Raw genomic sequence first — 21,677 nt, forward strand, 5'->3', positions numbered from 1 at the left:
CGTTTTCAGGCTGTCGAGAAACTCTCGACAGCCTAATTTTTATCCGATTTCTTTAACCATTCACCGCGTTAATTTGATATAATATTATTAATATGACACTTAGGATGGTGGATGCGATGTTCAAACCGAAAAGGGAATTACAAGGAGAAGCAGAATTTGTTTTAATTGAGGATTTGGTTCCCCANTACAACCGATCCAGATTGTGGCTTCATGTCCAGGGAAAATAAGCAGGAGATGTTCTGTTATCTTGATCATCGAACAACCGATATGAAGTTCAATATCATTACTGATGCTTATGTTACTCCGGGAAATGTCCATGACTCTGTCCCTTATCTTTCTAGGCTTGACCGTCAGATGGATCGTTTTGGATTTAAGGTAGAAGCAGTGGCACTCGACTCAGGATATTTAACAAATCCAATTTGTAAAGGACTTCATGACCGTAAGGTTTTTGGAGTGATCGCCCATCGTAGATACCAGCCGACAAAAGGACTTTTTCCTAAATGGAAGTTTACCTATCATAAAGAGAAAGATGTTTACATTTGTCCAAATGGACAGGAGTTAGTTTATCGTACAACGACAAGAGAAGGTTACCGTGAATATAAGTCAGATCCAAAGAGATGTTCCGAATGCCCCCTCCTAAAGGAGTGTACCCGATCAAGGAATACACAAAAGATCGTTACGCGCCATGTGTGGGAAGAATTCAAGGAGAAGGTTCGTCAAAACAGGCTCTCCCTCTCTGGAAAGATGCTTTATAAGTTCAGAAAAGAAAAAGTAGAGCGAAGCTTCGCAGATTCAAAAGAACTGCATGGGCTTCGCTATTGCCGGTTACGGGGATTGCACAATGCGAGTGAGCAGGTCCTACTCACTGCAGCGTGCCAGAATATAAAAAAGATCGTCACACACCTAGCAAGGCTAGGAAAGTGAGTGGCGATCTTTGTTTTTTTATGAAAAGGAGATATTAAACAGTAAAAAAGCTAAATGGAATTAAAATAAAAAAGCCTGTGGAAGAAATAAAGGTGCCTTTCTCCACAAGCTGAAAACGGCCCGAGGGCCGTTTTTTTATTCAACGATTGGGAAATTTTCCAATAAACAGGATAATATCTTGGGAATCTTGACTATCGGCATCTGGGAATAATGCAATCTCTCGAGAAATAACGTTATTCGACCAAGAATCACAACAATTCGACCAAGTTTTTCGATGATTCGACCAAAAAATCCGGTAATTTTACCAAAAATACAAATTGGGGAAAAACTCAACCTTAATCCTTCTAAAAAACCAGCCCTATTCCCCTTTGTCTTCCTTAACTAGTGACTTGTGAATCCAGATGCCTGCCTGGGAGCCGTCCCCCATGGCTATTGTCACTTGCTCGGAGTGGGCAAGAATGTCACCTGCCGCCCAGACATGCTCGATATTCGTCATTTTCGTGCGTGGGTCAGCAAGGATATGCTTGTTCGTATGCAAATCGACACCAAGCCCTTCAGCAAGCTGCGACTTGACCTCATTGCCGCCGAATGCAACGAAGCCCCGTTCAGCCTCCACTTTCTCGCCACTTTTCAGCAAAACGCCCTGAAAGGCCGTATCATCTGCTAAAATACGATCAATCAGCTCCTCTACATAGCGAATTCCTTTTTCATCGAGCCGCCGGCGCACATCGCTGTCCACCTCTCTACCTTCATGGTTCACAAAGATAATATCTTTTGACCAGAAGCTAAGAATTCTTGCCATATTTGCGCCCGGATTGCCGGACCCTAGGACAATCGTTTTCTTCCCGGAGATTTCATAGCCATCGCAGTCAGGACAAACATACACGCTGTTTCCAAGGCAAGGCCTAAGTTCAGGCCATGGCGGAATCCGGTCCATCACCCCTGTCGCCAAGAGCAGGCGCCTGCATTCGTAACGCTGACCTTCTTTCGTTTCAATGACAAAATCGCTTTCCCGCTTTTCCACTGAAACAGCAGTGTCCTCCACGAACTCCACTCCAAGCACGCCAGCCTGCTCTCGACCAAGGCGAAGAAGCTCCGGCCCGCTAATTCCGTTAGGATAACCGAGGATATTATGATAGTTATGGCAAATCGCCGAGCGGCCATCACCATCATCAATCACAAGCACTTTATATTGATAGCGCCCAAGCTGGATTGCAGCCTGCAATCCTGCAATTCCACCGCCGACGATCACCGTGTCATATCTCAATATCCAGTTCCTCCTTTTTGTAAAAAAAACTACCTATGATAGATAGTTCCCTTATTCAGGAAGGGTAATCACCATACCGCTCTAATAGTGTAATAAGCCACCCTTTTATTAGATCAGTCGACTTTGATTTACTTCCCTTTAAAGCAAATAGTTGTAATCTTTTTAGACTCTTCGATTAATAAATAAACACTCTTGCATTTATGCGCTAAATACCTAATAGGATATGAATTTCTTAATGAATCTTTTAACACCAAGTGCGATAGAGTCAAACAGTGAAAGGATAGGGCAGAAGGGAGAACAAAGGCCGTATCTTCTTTATTGCCTTTCCTAACAGTGTCAATACCCCCTATTTTTGTTTGCACCAACATGTCCAAATGCAGAATAATGATTTTTAAATATTCTGACAGGAGTGTACATGACAGTAGAGCGCCAAGTCTATCACATCCTGGCGGGAGACAAGTTTTTTTTCAGTCAGATAACGACACCACATGATAAAAAAGCCCAGGTTTGCCTGTGGCAACCTCGACTTTTCTTTGGATTATGCTAGTTCTGTATTTTTCGTTTCCGTTCCCCAGATGAGGACAGCTGCCACCCCAATGAGGATGGAGATGGTGAAAATCATGAATATCATCCCAATACTGACATCGTTCGCCATCAAATAGGGTACGAGCAGCGGACCGAGAATTCCGCCGATTCTGCCGAAGGATGCAGCCATCCCTGCACCTGTTCCGCGAATGCTTGTCGGATATTGCTCAGGCGTGTACGCGTACAGCGCTCCCCATGCGCCAAGATTAAAGAAGGAGAGGAAGATGCCTGATGTGATGAGCAGCCAAAGCGCATCTGCCGACCCGAAAAAATATGCGCTCAATGCCGTTCCCGCAAGATACGTGACAAGGACAAACTTCCGGCCGGCTTTCTCGATGAGCCATGCTGCTGTGAAATAGCCCGGCAGCTGGGCGAGCGTCATGATGAGCACATACTCAAAACTCTTGATCATGCTGAATCCTTTCATCACCATCACGCTTGGCAGCCAAAGAAACATACCATAATAGGAAAAAACAACGCAAAACCAAAGCACCCATAGCACAGCAGTTTTTTTCGCATGCTCTTTCGACCAAACACTCCAAATTGAGCCTCGTTCCACTTTCTTTACGGCGAGAAACTTTGGCGAATCAGGCAGGCTGATCCGAAGGTAAATCGCATAAAATGCCGGCAGCGTGCTAATCAAAAGCGCCCATTTCCAGCCGTATTCCGGAATGATAAAGTACGAAATCAACGCTGCAAGCAGCCAGCCAAACGCCCAAAAGCTTTCCAGCAGCACAACAACCCGGCCGCGCCTATCTGCGGACACGCTTTCCGAGACGAGCGTGGATGCCACTGGCAGCTCTCCGCCAAGTCCCATTCCAATGATAAAGCGAAGCGCCAGAAACACGGCGAGCGAACCGGCAAACGCAGAGACTCCGCTGCCGATTGAAAACAACAGCAAGGTAATCATGAACACGTTTTTCCGGCCAACTCGGTCTGCCATCAATCCGAAGACAAGCGCCCCCACAGCCATGCCGATGGAATTGACGCTGCCGATCCAGCCCATTTCTTTGACGGACAAACCCCAGTCAGCCTGAAGCGCCGCAATGATGAATGCCAGCATACCAACGTCCATTGCGTCAAACATCCATCCCATTCCGGCAACGCCAAGCAGCTTCTTGTCCGAAATCGCCTTTCCGTCTCCCATCCAAACAACCCCCTCGCAGGTTTTTTATCTCTGTTCTATATTTCTTCTTTTATACCTGCTTTAAACTGCAAATAGTATTCTAACACTTGTCTTGACACTTGTCATTCTTTTATCGAAAAAGCTCCTCTTAACTTCTGCAGAATACAAAAAGCCCCTGTACACCTCAACTGTGCAAGAGCTTTTCCTTCGTTTAAGCTATTAACTTTAGTGTTATCAGCACTTTGAACAGGTCGCCATCGACGCTGATTTCCATGCTTCCGCCGTGCAGGTCAACAATTGATTTAGCAATAGCGAGTCCTAGGCCTGATCCTTCTGTATGGCGCGATTCGTCACCGCGCTTGAAACGCTCAAACAGTTCATCTACATTTTCGCTTAATTCGTACTTTGTTGTATTTTTGAATGCGAGGACTGCGTCATTGCCTTCCTTGCTGAGAGAAACAAACACTCTCGTATTGTCCAAGGAATACTTCAGGATATTGCCTATCAGATTGTCGAACACGCGCCAGAGTTTCTGCCCGTCTACTGCTGCAAACACAGGAGTTTCCGGAGCGTTCACCCTAAAGGTAAGCGGGGAAGCTGCAATCTTTTCGTCATGCTCAGCTAGCGCCTGCTGCAACAGCTGAACGATGTCGACTTTTTGCCTTTCGAGATCGACATTTCCACTAGCCATTTTAGAAGCTTCAAACAAATCATCGATCAGCACCTTTAGCCGCTTTGACTTCCGGTCAATGATCTCCATATAGTCGACGCGTTCACTCTCGCTGACTTGATCATTCTTCAGCAATTCCGTGTACGTAATGATTGAAGTCAAAGGCGTCCTCAAGTCATGGCTGACATTGGTAATGAGTTCCGTCTTCAGCCTTTCACTTTTCGCCTGTTCATTCTGCGAAATTTCCACACCTGACTTTATTTTATTGATCGATTCTGCAAGCCTCGCAAACGCTGATTTTCCCTTTACAGGCAAATCAGGCCCCGGCCTTCCTGCGGCAATATCAGCAGCACTAGCGACAATTCGGTTAAAATAACTTGTTCGTTTCAACAAAATGATTGCTGCTGGGACTGCTATGAGCATTGTTCCGAATAATAGCAGTACAATCTCTTGATGCAGTATGGTTACCGCCAATACCCCGCCCATGAAAAATACCAATCCGAGGAGGAAAAACATCTGGAATCCAATGCTCCGATCGAGGAAAACATCTTTCAGACCGTTCAATGTTTTTACAGTAAGACTTCCATTCACTTCTTCGCTGAAGCCGTTAGTGGAATTTAACCTAACAAATATCCTTCTCCACAGCCAGACAGCAAAAGCAGCAAATAACGCTCCGATGAACAAGCAGAAGATTGTCTCCATCCAGTCTACTCTCCATGTGAAAAGTATATTTTGACTGATGACTGCCGTACAGGCAAAGACTAGCAAACTCACCCCAGCCGCAGCACCAATCCTAATATCGACAGGAATTCGGTCTAAGAAAGATAGTCCATGCAGCCTCAATTTTTTAAACGTAAGAAGGCAGCCAATAAGTGCAAGAATGCTTGTAGTGATAAGAATCCAGAAGGTCTTTTGTGTTTTTTTAAAATCGTGATAAGAAACGATTAATGGATTGGAGTCAGGCGCAGATTTTGTTACAGCGATCCTCCCTTCCAGCGTTCTGTCCATTGTATTGCGGATACCCATAGGCAGTGTTCCCGTTCTTTCCCAGTAAATATCAGATAACGAAAAACCATCATAATCTTGGACAAACAGCATGCTATCCTTGTCTAGGATATCCTTTGCTTCACTAACGGATTTCGCCCTAATATTTGTAAAAGCTTCACCCGTTTTATCATCCACCAAATAATATTTGTAGGCGGTCGCTAATTTTTCTACGTCTCCCCTGATGCTGCCCAGCGACTGATAATTACGATCAATTTCTTTTTCTTTCTCTTTGGTGATTTTTTTCGAAGGTATTCGTCATCATTGAACACTTTTGTTACATCATCCAATTTGGCGTCACGTTCTTTTTGATAATAATCCGCAGCTTCTTTATTCCCGGAAATGTTAGCTTCACCAATTTTCCTTTCATATTCTGCCTTAATATTTGAAAGCTGTTCATTATATTCGCCTTTTTCTATACGGTACTCGCTTAATTCCTCTTCTTTCACCTTGATTAATTCTTTTTTTGCTTCCTCCCATGTCATGCCATTCCATTCCAAGGCAGCATTGTCATAGATAAATTGCTCCAGTTCCATCTCAAATTGCTTTGTGTGAAAGTAGCTGCTATTAAAGTACTCCTGATAAAAGTAAGCTGCCACTGGACCGCATAAGCCAATAACAAACAGCAGAGCCCATCCGAAAAACAGCAGTCTATTTTTCCATCTTGTATCCAATTCCCCACACCACCTTTAAATATTTCGGATTCTTCGGGTTAATTTCGATTTTTTCGCGAATTTTCCGGATATGAACGGCAACGGTATTCTCTGCGTTGAACCCCGGCTCCTTCCACACTCGCTCATAAATCTCATCGATGGAAAACACACGGCCTGCATTCGTCATTAACAATTCAACGATCCGGTATTCGATTGGCGTAAGCTTCACTGCTTCTCCGTCCACCGTCACTTCCTTTGCCCTTTTATAAAGGCAAAGCCCACGCAAGTCAATCACACTTTCCCCACCTTCATATTTTCCGAGCTTCACATACCGACGGAGCTGCGATTTCACCCTTGCGATTAGTTCAAGCGGGTTGAAAGGCTTCGTGATATAATCATCGGCACCTACTTGAAGGCCGAGAATTTTATCAGTGTCTTCGCTCTTTGCGCTCAGCATGATAATTGGGATATTCTTTTCCTCGCGAATCTTAAACGTTGTCGAGATTCCGTCCTGCCTTGGCATCATGACATCTAGGATGATTAAGTGAACCTTGCTACTGTGAAGCACCTCAATCGCTTCCATCCCATCCTCTGCAAAAATGACCTCATACCCTTCGTTACGCAGGTAAATTCCGATCGCCTCGCGAATTTCCTTCTCGTCATCGACCACCAGCACCGTATACTTTTCCATTGCTAACCTCTCCTTTACCTGACACTATCTTAGCCGGAATATCTTAATATTCTCTCGGCATACTTCTTAAGATTTTCTTAAGTTCTTTTTTTTCTGAAAAAACGAACGTCTATGCTAGCATCTATTATATAATGTGACTATTGGAAACAATAAGGTTTTCCGTTCGTTACATACTCGGTAAGGGAGCTGAAGAAAATGAAAGAAGCGTTACTGGAAAGGTTCATTTCCTATGTAAAAGTAGACACGCAGTCTAACGAAGAAAGCAGCACAACGCCATCGACACCAGGGCAGCTGATACTAGCTCGCCAGCTTGTCAAAGAATTAGAAGCATTGGGCATGAAGGATGTGGGCATGGATGAAAATGGCTATGTAATGGCGACTCTTCCGGCTAACACCGATAAGGATGTGCCAGTCATCGGGTTTTTGGCGCATGTGGACACGGCGACAGATTTTACCGGTAAAAATGTGAACCCACAAGTAGTCGAGAACTACGATGGGAACGACATCATCCTGAACAAAGAGCTGGGGATTACGCTTTCTCCATCAAGCTTCCCAGCGCTCCCTTCCTACAAGGGCCACACGCTGATCACAACAGACGGCACTACGCTTCTTGGAGCAGACAACAAAGCAGGTGTCGCTGAGATTATGACAGCGATGGACTATCTCATACAGCATCCAGAAATCAAGCATGGAAAAATCCGCGTTGCCTTTACTCCTGACGAAGAAATTGGCCGCGGCCCGCATAAATTTGATGTCGAAAGGTTCGGCGCCAAATTCGCTTATACAATCGATGGCGGCCCGCTTGGCGAACTTGAATACGAAAGCTTCAACGCGGCTGCTGCAAAAATTACGTTCAAAGGACAAAACGTCCATCCTGGCACGGCGAAAAATAAAATGGTCAACTCGACGAAGCTCGCAATGGAGTTCAACAGCAAGCTCCCTGCCCTAGACGCTCCGGAACATACGGAAGGCTACGAAGGGTTCTATCATTTATCCTCCTTCCATGGAGATGTTGAAGAAACGATCCTAGACTATATCATTCGCGACTTTGACAAGGCTGCTTTTGAAGAGCGGAAGAACACGATGAAAAAAATCGCAGCGGAGCTCCAAGAGAAATACGGCAGCGATGCGATCCATATCGAAATGCATGACCAGTACTACAACATGAAAGACAAAATCGAGCCTGTGAAGGAAATTGTCGATATCGCTCACGAAGCAATGACGAACCTTGATATCGCACCAATCGTGAAGCCGATTAGAGGCGGCACGGACGGCTCCCAGCTAAGCTATATGGGACTGCCGACACCGAATATTTTTACCGGCGGAGAAAACTTCCACGGCAGATACGAGTTCGCTTCCCTCGATAACATGGAAAAAAGCGTCAACGTGATCGTTGAAGTTTGCCGTTTATTCGAAGAAAAAGCTTCATCCTCAGCGCAATAGCAAAAAGCACACGCCCTCGGCATCAGCCTTGGTCGTGTGCTTTTTTCATTTTGTATACTCTCGCCTCATAAGGCTTTAATTCCACATGGTGAAGGGGCGCGTGGTCTTCAATTTCATAATTGCTTAAAAGCAAATCTTCAAATGCAAGGCTTTCCCCCATGCCGCAAGTGAAGCTAGCCTGCTGTCCGGAAAGATTGGTGATCACCACAGCCTTTTCTCCATTCTGTTCCCTCGTATAGACAAAAGTTTGCGGATTCTCTTCGTCTCTGACTTCGTAACTTCCATAGACGAATAGATCGCTGTTTTTCCTTAGCCTAATCAACGCTTTGTAAAAAGCTAAAACAGAACGCTCCTCGTTAACCTGCGCTTCGACATTGATTTCGCGGAAATTCGGATTCACCTTCATCCACGGCGTTCCTGTTGAAAAACCGCCGTTTTCTGCTCCCGACCATTGCATCGGCGTTCGGGAATTATCTCGGCTCGAAGCCCAGATAATCTCCATCATTTCACTATGAGACTTGCCATCAGCTATCCCTTGGTTATACAAATTAATCGTCGCAACATCATTATAATCCTCAATCGATTCAAACTGGACATTCGTCATGCCGATTTCCTGTCCTTGGTAGATGAACGGCGTGCCTTGCATGAGAAAGTACAACGCCGCAAAAGCTGTCGCACTTTCACGCCAGTACTTGCCGTCATCTCCCCAGCTCGAAACCGCCCTCGGCTTATCGTGATTTTCAATGAAAAGCGCATTCCACCCTTTCCCTTCCATCCCTTTCTGCCAGCGAGTCAGCACTTCTTTGAATGCCCTAATATCAAGCTCTTTTTTCGTTTCGGCATCCCAAAGCGACAAGTGCTCAAACTGAAACACCATGTTGAATTTCCCTTTTTCATTTCCTACCCATAGATCAATATCCTCGACGCTGACGCCGTTCGCTTCGCCGACCGTCATGATGTCATGCTTTGCGAAGGTCTCTTCCTTCAGCTCCTTCAAAAAGCGGTGGATTCCTTTAACATTCATATGCTTCGGGAAAGAGGACACATACTGCAATCCTTCTGGATTTGGCATATCAAGGAGACCTTCTTCTTTTTTAATATGGCTGATCGCATCGACGCGAAAACCGTCAATCCCCTTGTCCAGCCACCAGTTCACCATTTCATAGAGAGCTTCTCTCACTTCCCTGTTCTCCCAATTGAGATCCGGCTGTTTTTTCGAGAAAATGTGAAGGTAATATTGACCCGTACCTTCATGATACTTCCATGCTGATCCGCCAAAAATGCTTTCCCAGTTATTCGGCTCCTTGCCGTCCTTGCCATCACGCCAAATATACCAGTCGCGCTTCTGGCTGTCTTTTGATGATGCTGACTCAATGAACCATGGATGCTCATCGCTCGTATGATTGATGACAAGGTCAAGAATCAGCTTCATTCCCCTTGCATGCACTTCCTCAAGCAGGAGGTTGAAGTCATCCATCGTTCCGAATTCTTTCATGATTGCATGATAATCACTGATATCGTAGCCGTTATCATCGTTTGGAGAATCATACATCGGGCATACCCAAATGACATCGATCCCTAGCTCCTTCAAATAGTCGAGCTTCGAAATAATTCCGGTTATATCGCCAATTCCGTCCCCATCATGGTCCATGAAGCTCCGAGGATAAATTTGATAGGCAACGGCTTCTTTCCACCATAAATTGTCCATAGCTGACCTCTCATCCTTATTTGCTTTCATCTATTTCATTACGTTCTGGCTTAGCGCGTTCCTTGCAGTGCACGATCAACTGGATTTCCATTCATTGTTGCCGGAAGGCCTGCTGAGCGGGAAGAGCGGAGTGTCCTAACCTACTTCACTGCTCCTTTCAGAAATGCCTTTAATGATTTCACGCTGGGCAAAGAAGTATGCAATAATAACCGGTACGATTCCGATTGTTAATCCTGGTAGAGCTAGATGCCACTGTTTTGTGCACTCTCCAAAGTAAAGCGTTTGCACATGCTGCTAAAAAAATAACGATTTTTTCCTATTAATATAAATTATACCAAGAGAAATCTTTTTTATTCAGCAGTATTATCGCACTACGCATGCAATCTTTTTTTTCGTAAAAAAAGGAAGGTCGGCTCAACAAGGACGGCCTCCTAACTTCCCAAATCCTTCCGATTATAGAAATAATACGCAAGCGTAGTGAATCCTACTGTAAGAAACAAGGATAGTGAGATAAAAACAGGGTCCAAGCCGGCATCCATAATCTTAGAAGCTTCAAAATATTGAAATGGCGTCAAGTAGCGAAGGAGATGGAGTTCTTCTTTCATATTGACGGCAATCGAAAGCAGGAATGTGAAAAGCAGCATTCCCGCTGCACAAGCCCCTGCTGCACTAGGTCTTTTCAAAATAGCAGCAATAAAGGCTCCGAGCGAAAGGAATAAGAGCTGACCAAAAAGCAACGCCGCCATCAGTAAAACGATCGTTTCTTCAAAGCGCTCACCATTTCCGTACATCCTTATAAAAGCAATGGAAGATAAGAGTGTAACCGCGTTAAATATTAGAAGGTTTCCCACAGCTGCGAGCAATTTCTCTGAGAGGGCTTTTGTTCGCGAAACAGGCTTTGCGAATAAAAACTCAGCCGTTTTATCGCGCTCTTCTTTCGCTATAATGCCAGCCCCAAGCATTGCTGCGTGAATGGTTCCCATGACAAGCAAGTATAGAAACAGGAGACCGTAATAGCCGCTTGCCTTTGATAAGTCAAATGAGGCGGTCCCCATAATTGCCTGGAGCGACTTTGGCATACTCGCAACAAGCTTGTTCATTGAGTCTCCTGAACCAGCCATTCCCGCATATTTCGCCATACCTGTAGCTACCATTATAACGGAACCGACAGACCATAAAATGAGCGATTTAGCATTGGCTTTTGATTCACGCCTGACGATATTCATCTTGCTTCCTCCCTTCCGTTAGACCGAATGAATATCATTACGCCAATAAAGATACAAGGATGCTGCAAATGCGAACAGCACGATTATCACACCAGCTGCCAAGTATGGAGTGTCATACCAGCCGTTGGAAATGGTATAGAGTGGATCGAAATACTGGAACGGTGTGAGGAACCGTTTTGCTTCCCCGCCATCTCCTGTAGCGATCAACATTGATAAGATAAAGAAACCAAAAGTTACTCCGAGCGAAACAGTCAGAACAGCCTTCATTCTTTTTATAAGGACAGACAGCATCAGCCCAAGGAAAAGGAAAATCAGCTGGAGAAAGAAAAGAATGAGAGAGATTTGAAAAAACGCCATTCGGTTGTACCCTTCCTCCGCTACCTGCGATGCCATCAGCCAAGCAGCAGCCTGATAAACTACGTTTGTAGCAGCAATGGAAGTCAATGCAGCCATTACCTTTGCTGTGTATATTTCCGATCGTTTGACCGGTTTAGTGAGCAAAAAGTCGGCTGTTTTTTCCCTAGATTCTTTCGAGAGAACAGACAACCCAAGATTCATTGCCTGCACAGATCCGCACAGCGAGATGTAAACAAAAGTGTACGAATAATAGCCTAAAAACGAGAAGAATGTTTCAAGTTCAAGTCCCACAGCTTTTCGCACAGATTCAGGATAACTCGCTAGCATTTCTTTGAAGTCTGCTGCATCCGCGGAAATCGACGGAAAAAGGGATAGGAACACGACAACAATTGCTGAAAAAGACAGCGCCCACAAAATCGTGGACTTTCTAAGCGCCTTTAACTCATGAAAGTACATATTCATTATGGGCTCCTCCTACTTCTCATAGTAATGGAGAAAGATTTCTTCCAAGTCAGGCTCCTCAACAAGGAGATTACGAATATCAAGACTCGCCATCAGCACGGTTACTTCATTGAGATTGCCTTTAAAGAGGAATGTAATCACATTGTCCTTTACTGCAAAGTCGCGAATTCCGCTGATTTTGAAATCATCCTCAGCAACAGGAGAGCCAGTTTCAATCCTGAACTTTTTATAATTGTTTTCTTTCAATACGGACATCGTTTCCACTTTGATGATCTTGCCTTCCTTAATAATGGCGACCCTGCTGCAAAGCTTCTGGACTTCGCCCAGTACATGTGAGGAGAAAAGAATGGTCACGCCGCGCTTGTTTTCTTCACGCAGAAGGGAAAAGAATTTTTGCTGCATGAGCGGATCGAGCCCGCTTGTAGGTTCATCAAGGACGAGCAGCTTCGGTGAATGAAGCAACGCCTGGACAATGCCGACTTTCTTTTTGTTGCCAAGCGATAAATCGCCGATTTTTCTGCCAAGGTCAAGATTCATCGCATCCGCTAACTCCGTAATTCTCGCAGTGCAATCTTTTTTGTAAAAACTTGCGGAGTACTTCAGAAGGTCGATTACCTTCATGCTGTCATAATAAAAAACCTCTGATGGCAGATAGCCGATTTCCTGCTTAATTTCCGGTGCGAACTTCACGCAATCCTTTCCGAAAATCTTCGCACTTCCGCTTGTTGGATAGATAAGTGATAAAAGCGTCCGAATGGTCGTCGACTTGCCAGCCCCGTTCGGACCAATAAAGCCAAAAATCTCTCCTTCTTCTACGGAAAAGCTCACATCTTCAATTCCTCGTGCCTTTCCATACCTTTTCGTCAGGTTCTCTAACTCCATCACCTTCATGTATGCCCACTCCCCTCATCACTTATATAATGCGGTTTTCAGCAAATCCAGGTAAATATCCATTTCTTGAAGGACTTCTTCTTGACTGATTTTATCGACAGGAACGCCCTTTACTTTCCGCTGCAATTCTTGGCCAAAACCTTCGATCGTCCAAATAATCATGTTTATTGCTGCCTTAATGTCGATTCCTTCTTTGAATGTATTGGGATCGATAGTGGCAAACAGCCGAGAAAAAGCTTCTTCCGTCATATTGTTATTGCGCTCTTCTAATAGATGTCGAACCTCAGGCGATTTTTCTTCATAAATTTGACGAAGAAAATGGAACAGCTCCGGATACTTCTTCACAAGGCCGAATTTTAGCAGCGTGACAGACCTTAGTTTTAAAAGCAGATCCTCTTCCTCCCAGTCAATTTTTTCATATAGTTCGGTTTTTAGAATGTCGGAAAAGTGATCGTACAAATAAAGATACAGTTCTTTCTTATTGCGAAAATAATGGAACAGCAGCCCCTTCGAGATACCTGCAGCCTTCACAATGGCATTGGTCGAAGCCTTCTCGTACCCCTGCTCTGCGAATTCCCTCATGGCAGCAGACAGAATTCGTTCCTGCTTAACTTCATCGATACTGTGAAACTTATCAAACATAATATGCATCCTTTCTGCGTTGACCATTTTGGTCAATTCCATTATATTCTATTTTGACTGCAGTGGTCAATAGGGAAGAGTAATGAATTTTGAGACGAACAGGAGCTTTTCACACAGCATCCTCTTTCCCCACAAAAACCTTAAAAATTGTCATTTTCATTTGGTTTTCTCGGGTTTATGGGGGAGTTTTTGGTGCTTTGGAGTTTTTTTTTCGAAAGGTGCCATTGTGAAACCGATTCCACACGATTCCTGCGCTCCTCCCGAAGCCTCTTAGATATGGTTATCTACGGTAACGGCCCATTTATCTACGGTAATAGGCAATTTATCTACGGTAAATTACTCTTTATCTACGGTAATCTATCATTTATCTACAGTAGCTATTTAACAGGACCCATATGAGAAAATTTCTGTAAATCAACCCGCAATCTACTGCTCTTCCACCAAAGCTTAAAAATTGTCATTTATACCTTTTCTACAAAAATAGCTGCCGAAACAAACTCGACAGCCATCTATCTCTGCTCACAGCTTTCCAGCCTTGAAGGTGTCACCCTGCTCCATTTTCCCTGTCTTGAAGCCTTTGTAGAACCAGCGCTTCCGCTGAGCAGACGTTCCGTGGGTAAAACTCTCAGGTACGACATAGCCTTGACCTTTTTTTTGAAGGGTGTCATCCCCCACTGCCGTCGCTGCGTTCAACGCTTCTTCGAGATCGCCTTCTTCAAGGATATCCATTCCTTTGGCATGATGCGCCCATACGCCTGCGTAGTAATCCGCTTGCAGCTCGAGCCTTACTTGGTACTTATTGTACTCTTGCTCGCTCAGCTTTTGGCGGAGTGGCGCGAGCTTGTCCATCGTTCCTTCAAGTGTCTGTACATGGTGTCCAACCTCGTGCGCAATCACATATGCCATCGCAAAGTCGCCGGGTGCCTCAAACTTACTTTGAAGTTCATCATAAAAACTTAAATCAATATAGAGCTTTTGGTCGCCGGGACAGTAAAAAGGGCCAACCGCAGAAGAAGCCGCACCGCATGCTGATTGGACGCTGCCTGTATAAAGCACAAGCTTCGGCTCCCTGTATTGCATCCCTTTCTTTTCAAAAACCTCTTTCCAGACTTCTTCTGTATCCGCTAGCACAACAGAGACAAATTCGGCCTGTTCTTTTTCTTTCGCCGTCTCTTCGTAAGGGGCGCTAGATTCTGTTCCTGTCATTCCCTGCATGCTATTTAAAAGCTCGCCGGGATTTCCGCCTAGCAGCGCCACAAGCAGCAGAATGACGACACCGCCGATTCCGCCGCCGAACACCATCTTGCCGCCGCCCATTCCCCTTCTATCCTCAACATTATTACTTCCTCTTCTTCCTTGCCACTTCATCCGTGTTCCTCCCCTTGTATCACGAAAATAGTTACTAGCTCTATACCCGCTAGTCGTTTTTATGAACCTGGAAGGAATCTCTTTTTCATACTATTGCCTGGGAAACTTCATACAACTTTAAGTCAATGCTGTTCCTCTCTCCAAGCGCCAATTTTGCCAGTTCGCTGCCTAGAAACGGTCCCGCTGTCAGGCCGGAAGCCCCCAAACCATTGGCAAAAAGGAGATTATCGAATCCCGGAACGGGTCCGATAACTGGGAGGAATCCTGGAGTGTACGGTCGGTATCCGACTCTCGCTTCAAGAAATTCGCCATCATGAAGCCCAGGAGCAACGCTCAGTGCTTTATCGAGCACTTCATGCAGCCCGCCTGCCGTCAGTCTGTCATCAAAGCCCTTTTCGTTTTCATGCGTTGCTCCAACAACAACCCTTCCTTCCTCAAAGCTAAGGATATACTGATCATTCGGAGGCATCACCACGGGCCAGGAGTCGGTTTCCTTCTCTTGTATCCTAAGATGGACAATCTGTGCTTTTTGGGAAGTTACTGCAAGCTCAAGTCCAAGTTGTTTAAAAAGCTCTCCCGCCCAAGCACCAGCCGTTACGATAATCACATCGGCCTTATAACACCTTCCGTCTGCAAGGACAGCTTTCACAGAGCTTTGCTCATACTCCAGTTGCGCAGAAGCTACAATGGTTACCGCTCCGTTTTTTTCAGCTCCACGAATCAGAGCGTCTCTCATAGCGCGTCCATTAACGCGGGCCCCGCCACTGATGGCGACAGAAGCAAATTCTTCTGCTAGCAGAGGGAAAGCTTCGGTCGTTTGCTCCCGGGATAGCATTGCAATATCCCCTATTTCTGGGGCGTCTTCCCGCCTCGCTGCAGCCCGCTCCATCATTTTCTCCAGCTTACCTTTATCCTCGTGAATGCTGATGGCACCTACCTGACTGTAGCCTGTATTCTGCTCTCCATCCTCCTCAAGCATTTTGACAAGGTTCTGATAATAAGCTGCTCCGCCTTTCGCTAATGCATACCATGCCTTGTTTCGGCGCTGCGAGAGCCATGGGCAAATGATGCCAGCCGCAGCGTCGGTTGCCTGACCAGCGTCTTTTCGATCAATTATTGTGACCTCGGCTCCGCTTCGTGCTAGATGGTACGCTGTCGAAGCACCAAGGATACCTGCTCCAATTACGATAATTTTTTTCATGACGTCGTTCACCTGTTTCTTCTTTTTCCTCATTGTAGCCAAGATTGTTAGGAAGAACAAAAAACCCGCATCCAGGAATACGGGTTCAACCTTCTATTCGTCCGCTTCGCCTCCGCCTCTTGTCGACTGGGTCGGAAGGGTATCCCAGAAGCTGGTATCAGCTGATTCGATTGAATCATCTCCGATGGAACGCACCGTCGCATCAAGCGTTTCAATCGTTTGCTTAATCAAATAGCCATTGCTCTTTTGGCCAAGGGCATAGGACTCGATATAATGGTCGGACATTCCACGCATTTCAAAAAGAAGCGTGGAAATATCATAGCGGATAGCAGCCCCATTGCGGCCGATATTCGCACCAGATCCGCCTTCATACTTTCCGATGTGACCCCAGCCTTTTTTCTCAAGCTCATGGTAGACGATTGAGCCGAGCTTCTTCGATCTTTCGAGTACTTCCGGCTTTACATTGGCATTGGTTGGGTAAAGAATCGACCCCGATACAAGCTTGCCGTCTGTCTCACTAAGTGTACCTTGGTGATGAAGATCGATCATATAGTCGATTTTGTATTTATTAAAGACATTCTCGTAAAGCGCTCTTGCTTCTGGTTCCATTTCTGCAATTGATTTGGCGTGTTCACGGTTCAAGTCTACCTTGTTCGCATTATAGCGAGTCAGATGGCGATTTCCGTCAGCATGATAATCATCCAGCGAAAAGTCAACATCTCCCATCGCACCATCTGCATTAAGCATTGGAATGACAAGGATATTCACATCTTTCAAAACACCCCTCGTTTTCCCTGTTCCAAGATGCTTGATGAATTGAAGAGCTCCTTCTGTTGTCAGCTGCTCGTTTCCGTGCTGCTGAGTCAAAAATAGGATTGTAGGATTAGAGGGATTCGTGATATATTTTGCCATCATGATGTCTCGGCCCTTTACCGTTTTTCCGATCACTTCAAGCTGCATCGCATCTTGCCTTGCATCCTGGTCCTTTAAATATGCGGCCATTGATTCATAAGTATGTAAAATAGAAGTCTGAATCGAGCCTGTTCCTGCATTTGGTCCATTTCCCACAGCCCCTGCTGGAAGAGCCGCTCCTCCAAAAATGCCAAATGCCATCATACCGGACAAAGATACGGTAAGCGCTTTCCTTTTTATTGTCATGCTTCATTATCCCCCTTCTACTTTATAACATATATTAATAGTTTATAAGGGAAACACCAGGAAGTTAATAGAAACAAATGCTTAATTTTTAGATAAATCGAACGCGCAAAAACCAGCCCTTCGAAGCAGTTTGAAGGATGACTTTTCAGAGAAAATAGGCATTTATGCTTTAAAGCGCAAAACAGTGCCAGGCACGCTTTAGGAAACTAAAGCGTGCCTGGCACTGTTTAATAGATTAGTGCGCTAAATTAGACCATGATTTTGCACATGTCGTTAGTGAATTCGACAGGATCCTGAATTGGCAGGCCTTCAATGAGTAGAGCCTGGTTGTATAGCAGCTTCGTATAAAGGCTGACTTTTTCCTTGTCTTCCGCTTCAAAAGCTTCTTTCAGCGATGTGAAAACACCGTGATTCGCGTTGATTTCGAGGACTTTTTCTGCTTTAACATCTTGGCTGTTAGGCATTGCCTGCAATACTTTTTCCATTTCAATCGTAATCTCACCATCAGCAGAAAGGCAGACTGGATGAGATTTCAGCCGCTTGGATGCACGCACTTCCTTCACTGCATCTCCCAGCGCTTCTTTCATTGCTGCGAACAGTTCTTTATGTTCTTTCTCGGAAGCTTCCGCCTCTTCTTTGCTGTCGTTATCCTCAATACCAAGGTCGCCGCTCGCAACCGACTTGAACTCCTTCTCTTTGTAGTTCATTAGCATCTTGATGGCAAACTCATCAATTTCCTCTGTGAAATAAAAGATTTCATAGCCTTTGTCTGCAACCATTTCCGTTTGTGGAAGTTTTTCGATCCGCTCAACAGATTCGCCAGTAGCATAATAAATATACTTTTGTTCTTCCGGCATGCGGGAAACATATTCATCAAGGCTGACAAGCTTTTTCTCTTTGGAAGAGTGGAACAATAAGAGATCCTGCAGCGCCTCTTTGTTCATGCCAAAGTCACTGTAGACGCCGTACTTTAACTGACGGCCGAAAGCCTTGTAGAAGGTCTCATATTTCTCGCGTTCATTTTTCAGCATGCCAAGGAGCTCACTCTTGATTTTCTTCGCAATATTTTTCGCAATCAGCTTTAATTGGCGATCCTGTTGGAGGATTTCCCGGGAGATATTCAGGGAAAGGTCCTCTGAATCTACCATCCCTTTTACAAAGCTGAAGTGATCAGGGAGAAGATCTCCGCATTTCTCCATGATTAATACGCCGTTGGAGTAAAGCTCCAATCCTTTTTCATATTCCTTCGAATAATAATCGAAAGGCATATTTTCAGGAATGAACAGAATTGCATTGTAGCGGATTGATCCATCAACGCTTACATGCACATGCTTCAGCGGCTTATCAAAACCGTAGCGCTTCTCCTGGTAAAAATTCTCGTAGTCTTCTTCCGTCAACTCACTTTTGTTCTTCCGCCAAATTGGCACCATGCTGTTGATTGTTTGTTCTTCTTTAAACTCTTCATATTCGCTATCGGAACCTTCCTTCAGCTTGCTGGAAGTGACCTCCATCTTAATCGGGTAGCGAATGAAGTCAGAGTATTTCTTGATGATGGACCTAAGACGATACTCTTCCAAGTATTCGCTGTATTGCTCTTCTTCAGTGTTCTCCTTGATTTTCAAAGTAATCTCTGTTCCCACAGAATCTTTGGAAGCTGGCTCAATTGTATAGCCTTCCGTACCTTCAGATTCCCATTTGTATGCTTCCTCGCTGCCGAGAGCCTTACTGATGACAGTAACTTTATCTGCAACCATGAATGCAGAGTAGAATCCTACCCCGAACTGGCCAATAATATCATGGCCATCCTTCACTTCATTTTCTGCCTTAAACGCAAGCGATCCGCTTCGGGCAATAGTTCCAAGATTTGATTCCAGCTCGTCCTTAGTCATACCGATTCCCGTATCTATAAGAGTAAGCGTCCCTTCCTCTTTATTCGGAATCAATTTTATGTAGTAACTGTCCTTGTTAAAAGTCAGAGAATCATCGGTTAGTGCCTTGTAGTAAATTTTGTCGATGGCATCGCTTGCATTCGAAATTAATTCCCGAAGAAAAATCTCTTTGTTGGAGTAAATCGAATGGATCATCATTTCCATCAGACGTTTGGATTCAGCTTGAAATTGCTTTTTTTCCATAAAGGATTCACCCTTTCCCGATAGTATAGATTTATTTTAGCACTCTTACTCTTAGAGTGCTAACCATACATTTAATATCATACATGGAAGGATCGTGTCAATACATGTATTCTTCCGACTTTTTCCGTTTAATATTTTTCATAACAGTAACGTAACCATTATTTTTTAGTATAATTATCCTTGTGCATGTAAGGGTCATTTATGTAGAAGAAAGTAGGTGCCTCTATTGGGAAACGTACCAATTATTCAGTTCCATCGCGTAACCAAACAATATGATAATGATCCGCCCGTTCTCAACGATGTAAGCTTCGAGATCGAGCGCGGAAAATTTTATACCCTCCTCGGCCCATCCGGCTGCGGAAAAACGACTATCCTTCGTCTGATTGCTGGCTTTACAGAAGCTTCCGAAGGGGAAATCTTTTTTAACGGAAAAAAAATCAACACCGTCCCTGCAAACAAGCGGCAAGTGAATACTGTTTTCCAGGATTACGCGTTGTTTCCTCATCTCAACGTTTTTGAAAATGTTGCCTTCGGACTGCGAATCAAAAAAATGAAGCAGCCTGTGATCGAGGCAAAAGTGAAAGAAGCCTTGAACTTCGTCAACTTAAAAGGCTATGAAAACCGGGAAATCCGCGAAATGTCAGGCGGCCAGCGCCAACGTGTCGCAATCGCAAGAGCAATCGTAAACGAACCGGAAGTTATTCTGCTCGATGAACCGCTATCCGCGCTTGACCTCAAGCTTCGGACAGAGATGCAGTACGAGCTTCGCGAGCTTCAGCGCCGGCTCGGTATCACTTTCATTTTTGTTACGCATGACCAGGAAGAAGCTTTGGCCATGTCTGATGAAATCTTTGTTTTGAACAAAGGAAAAATCCAGCAGAGCGGGACTCCAACGGACATTTACGATGAACCGATCAACCGTTTCGTTGCGGACTTCATCGGCGAATCAAATATCGTCAAAGGAAACATGATCGAAGACTATCTCGTGGAGTTCGTCGGACGCCAATTTGAATGTGTCGATCAGGGCCTTGATAAAAACGAGCCTGTCGAGATCGTCATTCGTCCGGAGGACCTTGAAATCACTTCGATTGAACAAGGCAAACTGAAAGTGAAAGTCGATTCTATCCTGTTCCGCGGCGTCCACTATGAGCTCAGCTGCTACGACCAGGACGGCAACGAGTGGCTCGTCCATTCCACCAAAAAAGCAGCAGTCGGCACAGAAATCGGCCTCTTCTTCGATCCTGAAGCCATCCATGTTATGCGTCTAGGCGAAACGGAAGAAGAATTCGATAAGCGGCTTGAAGCATATGCGGATGTGGACCAGGATGGAAAATAAACTCACTCGCACCCTCTATGCCGTTCCTTATATGCTTTGGATTGTACTGTTTGTCGTGGCGCCGATATTGCTCGTTCTCTACTATTCTTTTTTCAATATTGATGGGCAATTATCGTTTGATAACTATGAAAAATTCTTTACGCCAGTCTATTTAAAAATGATTGTCAGCTCCTTTTGGTATGCCTTCCTGATTACAGCCATCACGCTTCTTGTGGCTTACCCTGCTGCGTACCTGCTGACAAAAACAACGCATAAACAGCTATGGCTTCTGTTAATCATCACGCCATCTTGGATCAACCTGCTTCTGAAGGCGTACGCATTCCTAGGAATCTTCGGTACTTACGGAGCTGCAAACAGTTTTCTGGAGGCAATTGGGATTGGATCGCAGCAAATATTGTTCACTGACTTTAGCTTCGTGTTCGTTTCGGTCTATATTTTCATCCCGTTTATGATTCTACCAATCTTTAACTCTTTGAACGACTTGAATCCGACATTGCTTGATGCAGCCAACGACCTTGGCGCTTCAAAGTGGACCACTTTCCGACGAGTCATTTTCCCATTGACCATCGATGGGGTAAAGTCAGGATGCCAGGTTGTTTTCATCCCAGCACTGTCGCTGTTCATGCTGACAAGGCTGATTGCCGGAAACCGGGTCATTACTCTAGGTACGGCAATCGAACAACATTTCCTCGTGACAGAAGATTGGGGAATGGGCTCAATGATTTCCGTCTTCTTGATGATTACGATGGTCCTGATCATGGTTCTGACAGGCACTAGAAAGCGGGGTGCATAA

Annotated in this window: 17 protein-coding genes and 1 pseudogene; 4 read left to right on the forward strand and 14 right to left on the reverse strand. The window is 44.9% G+C overall.

Features of this window, described 5'->3' with window-relative positions; genetic code table 11:
* Nucleotides 1–189: 189 nt before the first annotated feature.
* A pseudogene (locus BQ5796_RS16525) lies at nt 190–924 on the forward strand (transposase); the annotation flags it as partial.
* A gap of 358 nt (nt 925–1,282) precedes the next feature.
* On the opposite strand, the gene BQ5796_RS16530 reads toward BQ5796_RS16525, so the two are convergent.
* From BQ5796_RS16530 to BQ5796_RS16545, 5 genes are all read right to left on the reverse strand, one after another.
* A complete protein-coding gene (locus tag BQ5796_RS16530; RefSeq protein WP_071461467.1) occupies nt 1,283–2,191 on the reverse strand; it encodes an NAD(P)/FAD-dependent oxidoreductase in 909 nt (302 codons plus the stop codon).
* A 538-nt stretch (nt 2,192–2,729) separates the two neighbouring features.
* Nucleotides 2,730–3,923: an MFS transporter gene (locus BQ5796_RS16535; RefSeq protein ID WP_071461468.1), complete on the reverse strand. Its 1,194-nt coding sequence runs from the start codon at nt 3,921–3,923 to the stop codon at nt 2,730–2,732.
* A gap of 190 nt (nt 3,924–4,113) precedes the next feature.
* Nucleotides 4,114–5,754 (reverse strand): sensor histidine kinase, encoded by a 1,641-nt coding sequence (locus tag BQ5796_RS16540; protein WP_141769962.1) that lies wholly within the window; start codon nt 5,752–5,754, stop codon nt 4,114–4,116.
* A gap of 32 nt (nt 5,755–5,786) precedes the next feature.
* Entirely contained in the window at nt 5,787–6,290 is a 504-nt protein-coding gene (locus BQ5796_RS17755) for a hypothetical protein (protein ID WP_083413206.1), read from the reverse strand.
* Nucleotides 6,268–6,960: a response regulator transcription factor gene (locus BQ5796_RS16545; RefSeq protein ID WP_071461469.1), complete on the reverse strand. Its 693-nt coding sequence runs from the start codon at nt 6,958–6,960 to the stop codon at nt 6,268–6,270. The genes BQ5796_RS17755 and BQ5796_RS16545 overlap by 23 nt, the downstream gene beginning before the upstream one ends.
* 195 nt (nt 6,961–7,155) lie before the next feature.
* On the opposite strand from BQ5796_RS16545, the gene pepT reads away from it, so the two are divergent.
* A complete protein-coding gene (gene pepT / locus BQ5796_RS16550) occupies nt 7,156–8,403 on the forward strand; it encodes a peptidase T (RefSeq protein WP_071461470.1) in 1,248 nt (415 codons plus the stop codon).
* A 22-nt stretch (nt 8,404–8,425) separates the two neighbouring features.
* Here the strand turns inward: pepT and BQ5796_RS16555 are convergent, their stop codons facing one another.
* The 9 genes from BQ5796_RS16555 to htpG all read right to left on the reverse strand — a co-directional run bounded on the left by BQ5796_RS16555 (nt 8,426) and on the right by htpG (nt 19,548).
* Complete coding sequence (locus BQ5796_RS16555) at nt 8,426–10,111, reverse strand: glycoside hydrolase family 13 protein (RefSeq protein ID WP_071461471.1); 1,686 nt, start codon at nt 10,109–10,111, stop codon at nt 8,426–8,428.
* 431 nt (nt 10,112–10,542) lie between these two features.
* The gene (locus tag BQ5796_RS16560; protein ID WP_071461472.1) at nt 10,543–11,337 is read right to left on the reverse strand and encodes an ABC transporter permease subunit; all 795 of its coding nucleotides are present in this window, start codon (nt 11,335–11,337) and stop codon (nt 10,543–10,545) included.
* Nucleotides 11,338–11,355: 18 nt separating this feature from the next.
* The gene (locus BQ5796_RS16565; protein WP_071461473.1) at nt 11,356–12,156 is read right to left on the reverse strand and encodes an ABC transporter permease subunit; all 801 of its coding nucleotides are present in this window, start codon (nt 12,154–12,156) and stop codon (nt 11,356–11,358) included.
* 12 nt (nt 12,157–12,168) lie between these two features.
* Nucleotides 12,169–13,047: an ABC transporter ATP-binding protein gene (locus BQ5796_RS16570; RefSeq protein ID WP_071461474.1), complete on the reverse strand. Its 879-nt coding sequence runs from the start codon at nt 13,045–13,047 to the stop codon at nt 12,169–12,171.
* An 18-nt stretch (nt 13,048–13,065) separates the two neighbouring features.
* Nucleotides 13,066–13,689 carry a TetR/AcrR family transcriptional regulator gene (locus BQ5796_RS16575; protein WP_071461475.1) on the reverse strand — a complete coding sequence of 208 codons (624 nt, stop codon included), beginning with the start codon at nt 13,687–13,689 and terminating at the stop codon, nt 13,066–13,068.
* Between the two features lie 519 nt (nt 13,690–14,208).
* A complete protein-coding gene (ypfJ, locus tag BQ5796_RS16580; RefSeq protein WP_071461476.1) occupies nt 14,209–15,057 on the reverse strand; it encodes a KPN_02809 family neutral zinc metallopeptidase in 849 nt (282 codons plus the stop codon).
* An 85-nt stretch (nt 15,058–15,142) separates the two neighbouring features.
* Entirely contained in the window at nt 15,143–16,258 is a 1,116-nt protein-coding gene (locus BQ5796_RS16585) for an NAD(P)/FAD-dependent oxidoreductase (RefSeq protein ID WP_071461529.1), read from the reverse strand.
* 93 nt (nt 16,259–16,351) lie between these two features.
* On the reverse strand, nt 16,352–17,416 hold the full coding sequence (locus tag BQ5796_RS16590) for a M14 family zinc carboxypeptidase (protein ID WP_071461477.1): 1,065 nt from the start codon (nt 17,414–17,416) through the stop codon (nt 16,352–16,354).
* Between the two features lie 248 nt (nt 17,417–17,664).
* Complete coding sequence (htpG, locus tag BQ5796_RS16595) at nt 17,665–19,548, reverse strand: molecular chaperone HtpG (RefSeq protein WP_071461478.1); 1,884 nt, start codon at nt 19,546–19,548, stop codon at nt 17,665–17,667.
* A gap of 226 nt (nt 19,549–19,774) precedes the next feature.
* Between htpG and BQ5796_RS16600 the strand changes: the two genes are divergently transcribed.
* Complete coding sequence (locus BQ5796_RS16600; protein WP_071461479.1) at nt 19,775–20,884, forward strand: ABC transporter ATP-binding protein; 1,110 nt, start codon at nt 19,775–19,777, stop codon at nt 20,882–20,884.
* A complete protein-coding gene (locus BQ5796_RS16605; RefSeq protein ID WP_071461480.1) occupies nt 20,874–21,677 on the forward strand; it encodes an ABC transporter permease in 804 nt (267 codons plus the stop codon). Before BQ5796_RS16600 ends, BQ5796_RS16605 begins: the two co-directional genes overlap by 11 nt.

The organism is Bacillus massilinigeriensis (genome assembly GCF_900111815.1).
GTDB classification, from domain to species: Bacteria; Bacillota; Bacilli; order Bacillales; family Cytobacillaceae; genus Mesobacillus_C; species Mesobacillus_C mediterraneensis.

Bases quoted from the DNA above. Each gene is read 5' to 3' on its own strand.
- BQ5796_RS16570 (WP_071461474.1), bottom strand. From the start codon at position 13,047: ATGAAGGTGATGGAGTTAGAGAACCTGACGAAAAGGTATGGAAAGGCA.
- BQ5796_RS16585 (WP_071461529.1), bottom strand. From the start codon at position 16,258: ATGAAAAAAATTATCGTAATTGGAGCAGGTATCCTTGGTGCTTCGACA.
- BQ5796_RS16545 (WP_071461469.1), bottom strand. From the start codon at position 6,960: ATGGAAAAGTATACGGTGCTGGTGGTCGATGACGAGAAGGAAATTCGC.
- BQ5796_RS16535 (WP_071461468.1), bottom strand. From the start codon at position 3,923: ATGGGAGACGGAAAGGCGATTTCGGACAAGAAGCTGCTTGGCGTTGCC.
- BQ5796_RS16555 (WP_071461471.1), bottom strand. From the start codon at position 10,111: ATGGACAATTTATGGTGGAAAGAAGCCGTTGCCTATCAAATTTATCCT.
- htpG (WP_071461478.1), bottom strand. From the start codon at position 19,548: ATGGAAAAAAAGCAATTTCAAGCTGAATCCAAACGTCTGATGGAAATG.
- BQ5796_RS16565 (WP_071461473.1), bottom strand. From the start codon at position 12,156: ATGAATATGTACTTTCATGAGTTAAAGGCGCTTAGAAAGTCCACGATT.
- BQ5796_RS16560 (WP_071461472.1), bottom strand. From the start codon at position 11,337: ATGAATATCGTCAGGCGTGAATCAAAAGCCAATGCTAAATCGCTCATT.
- BQ5796_RS16605 (WP_071461480.1), top strand. From the start codon at position 20,874: ATGGAAAATAAACTCACTCGCACCCTCTATGCCGTTCCTTATATGCTT.
- BQ5796_RS16590 (WP_071461477.1), bottom strand. From the start codon at position 17,416: ATGACAATAAAAAGGAAAGCGCTTACCGTATCTTTGTCCGGTATGATG.
- ypfJ (WP_071461476.1), bottom strand. From the start codon at position 15,057: ATGAAGTGGCAAGGAAGAAGAGGAAGTAATAATGTTGAGGATAGAAGG.
- BQ5796_RS16575 (WP_071461475.1), bottom strand. From the start codon at position 13,689: ATGTTTGATAAGTTTCACAGTATCGATGAAGTTAAGCAGGAACGAATT.
- pepT (WP_071461470.1), top strand. From the start codon at position 7,156: ATGAAAGAAGCGTTACTGGAAAGGTTCATTTCCTATGTAAAAGTAGAC.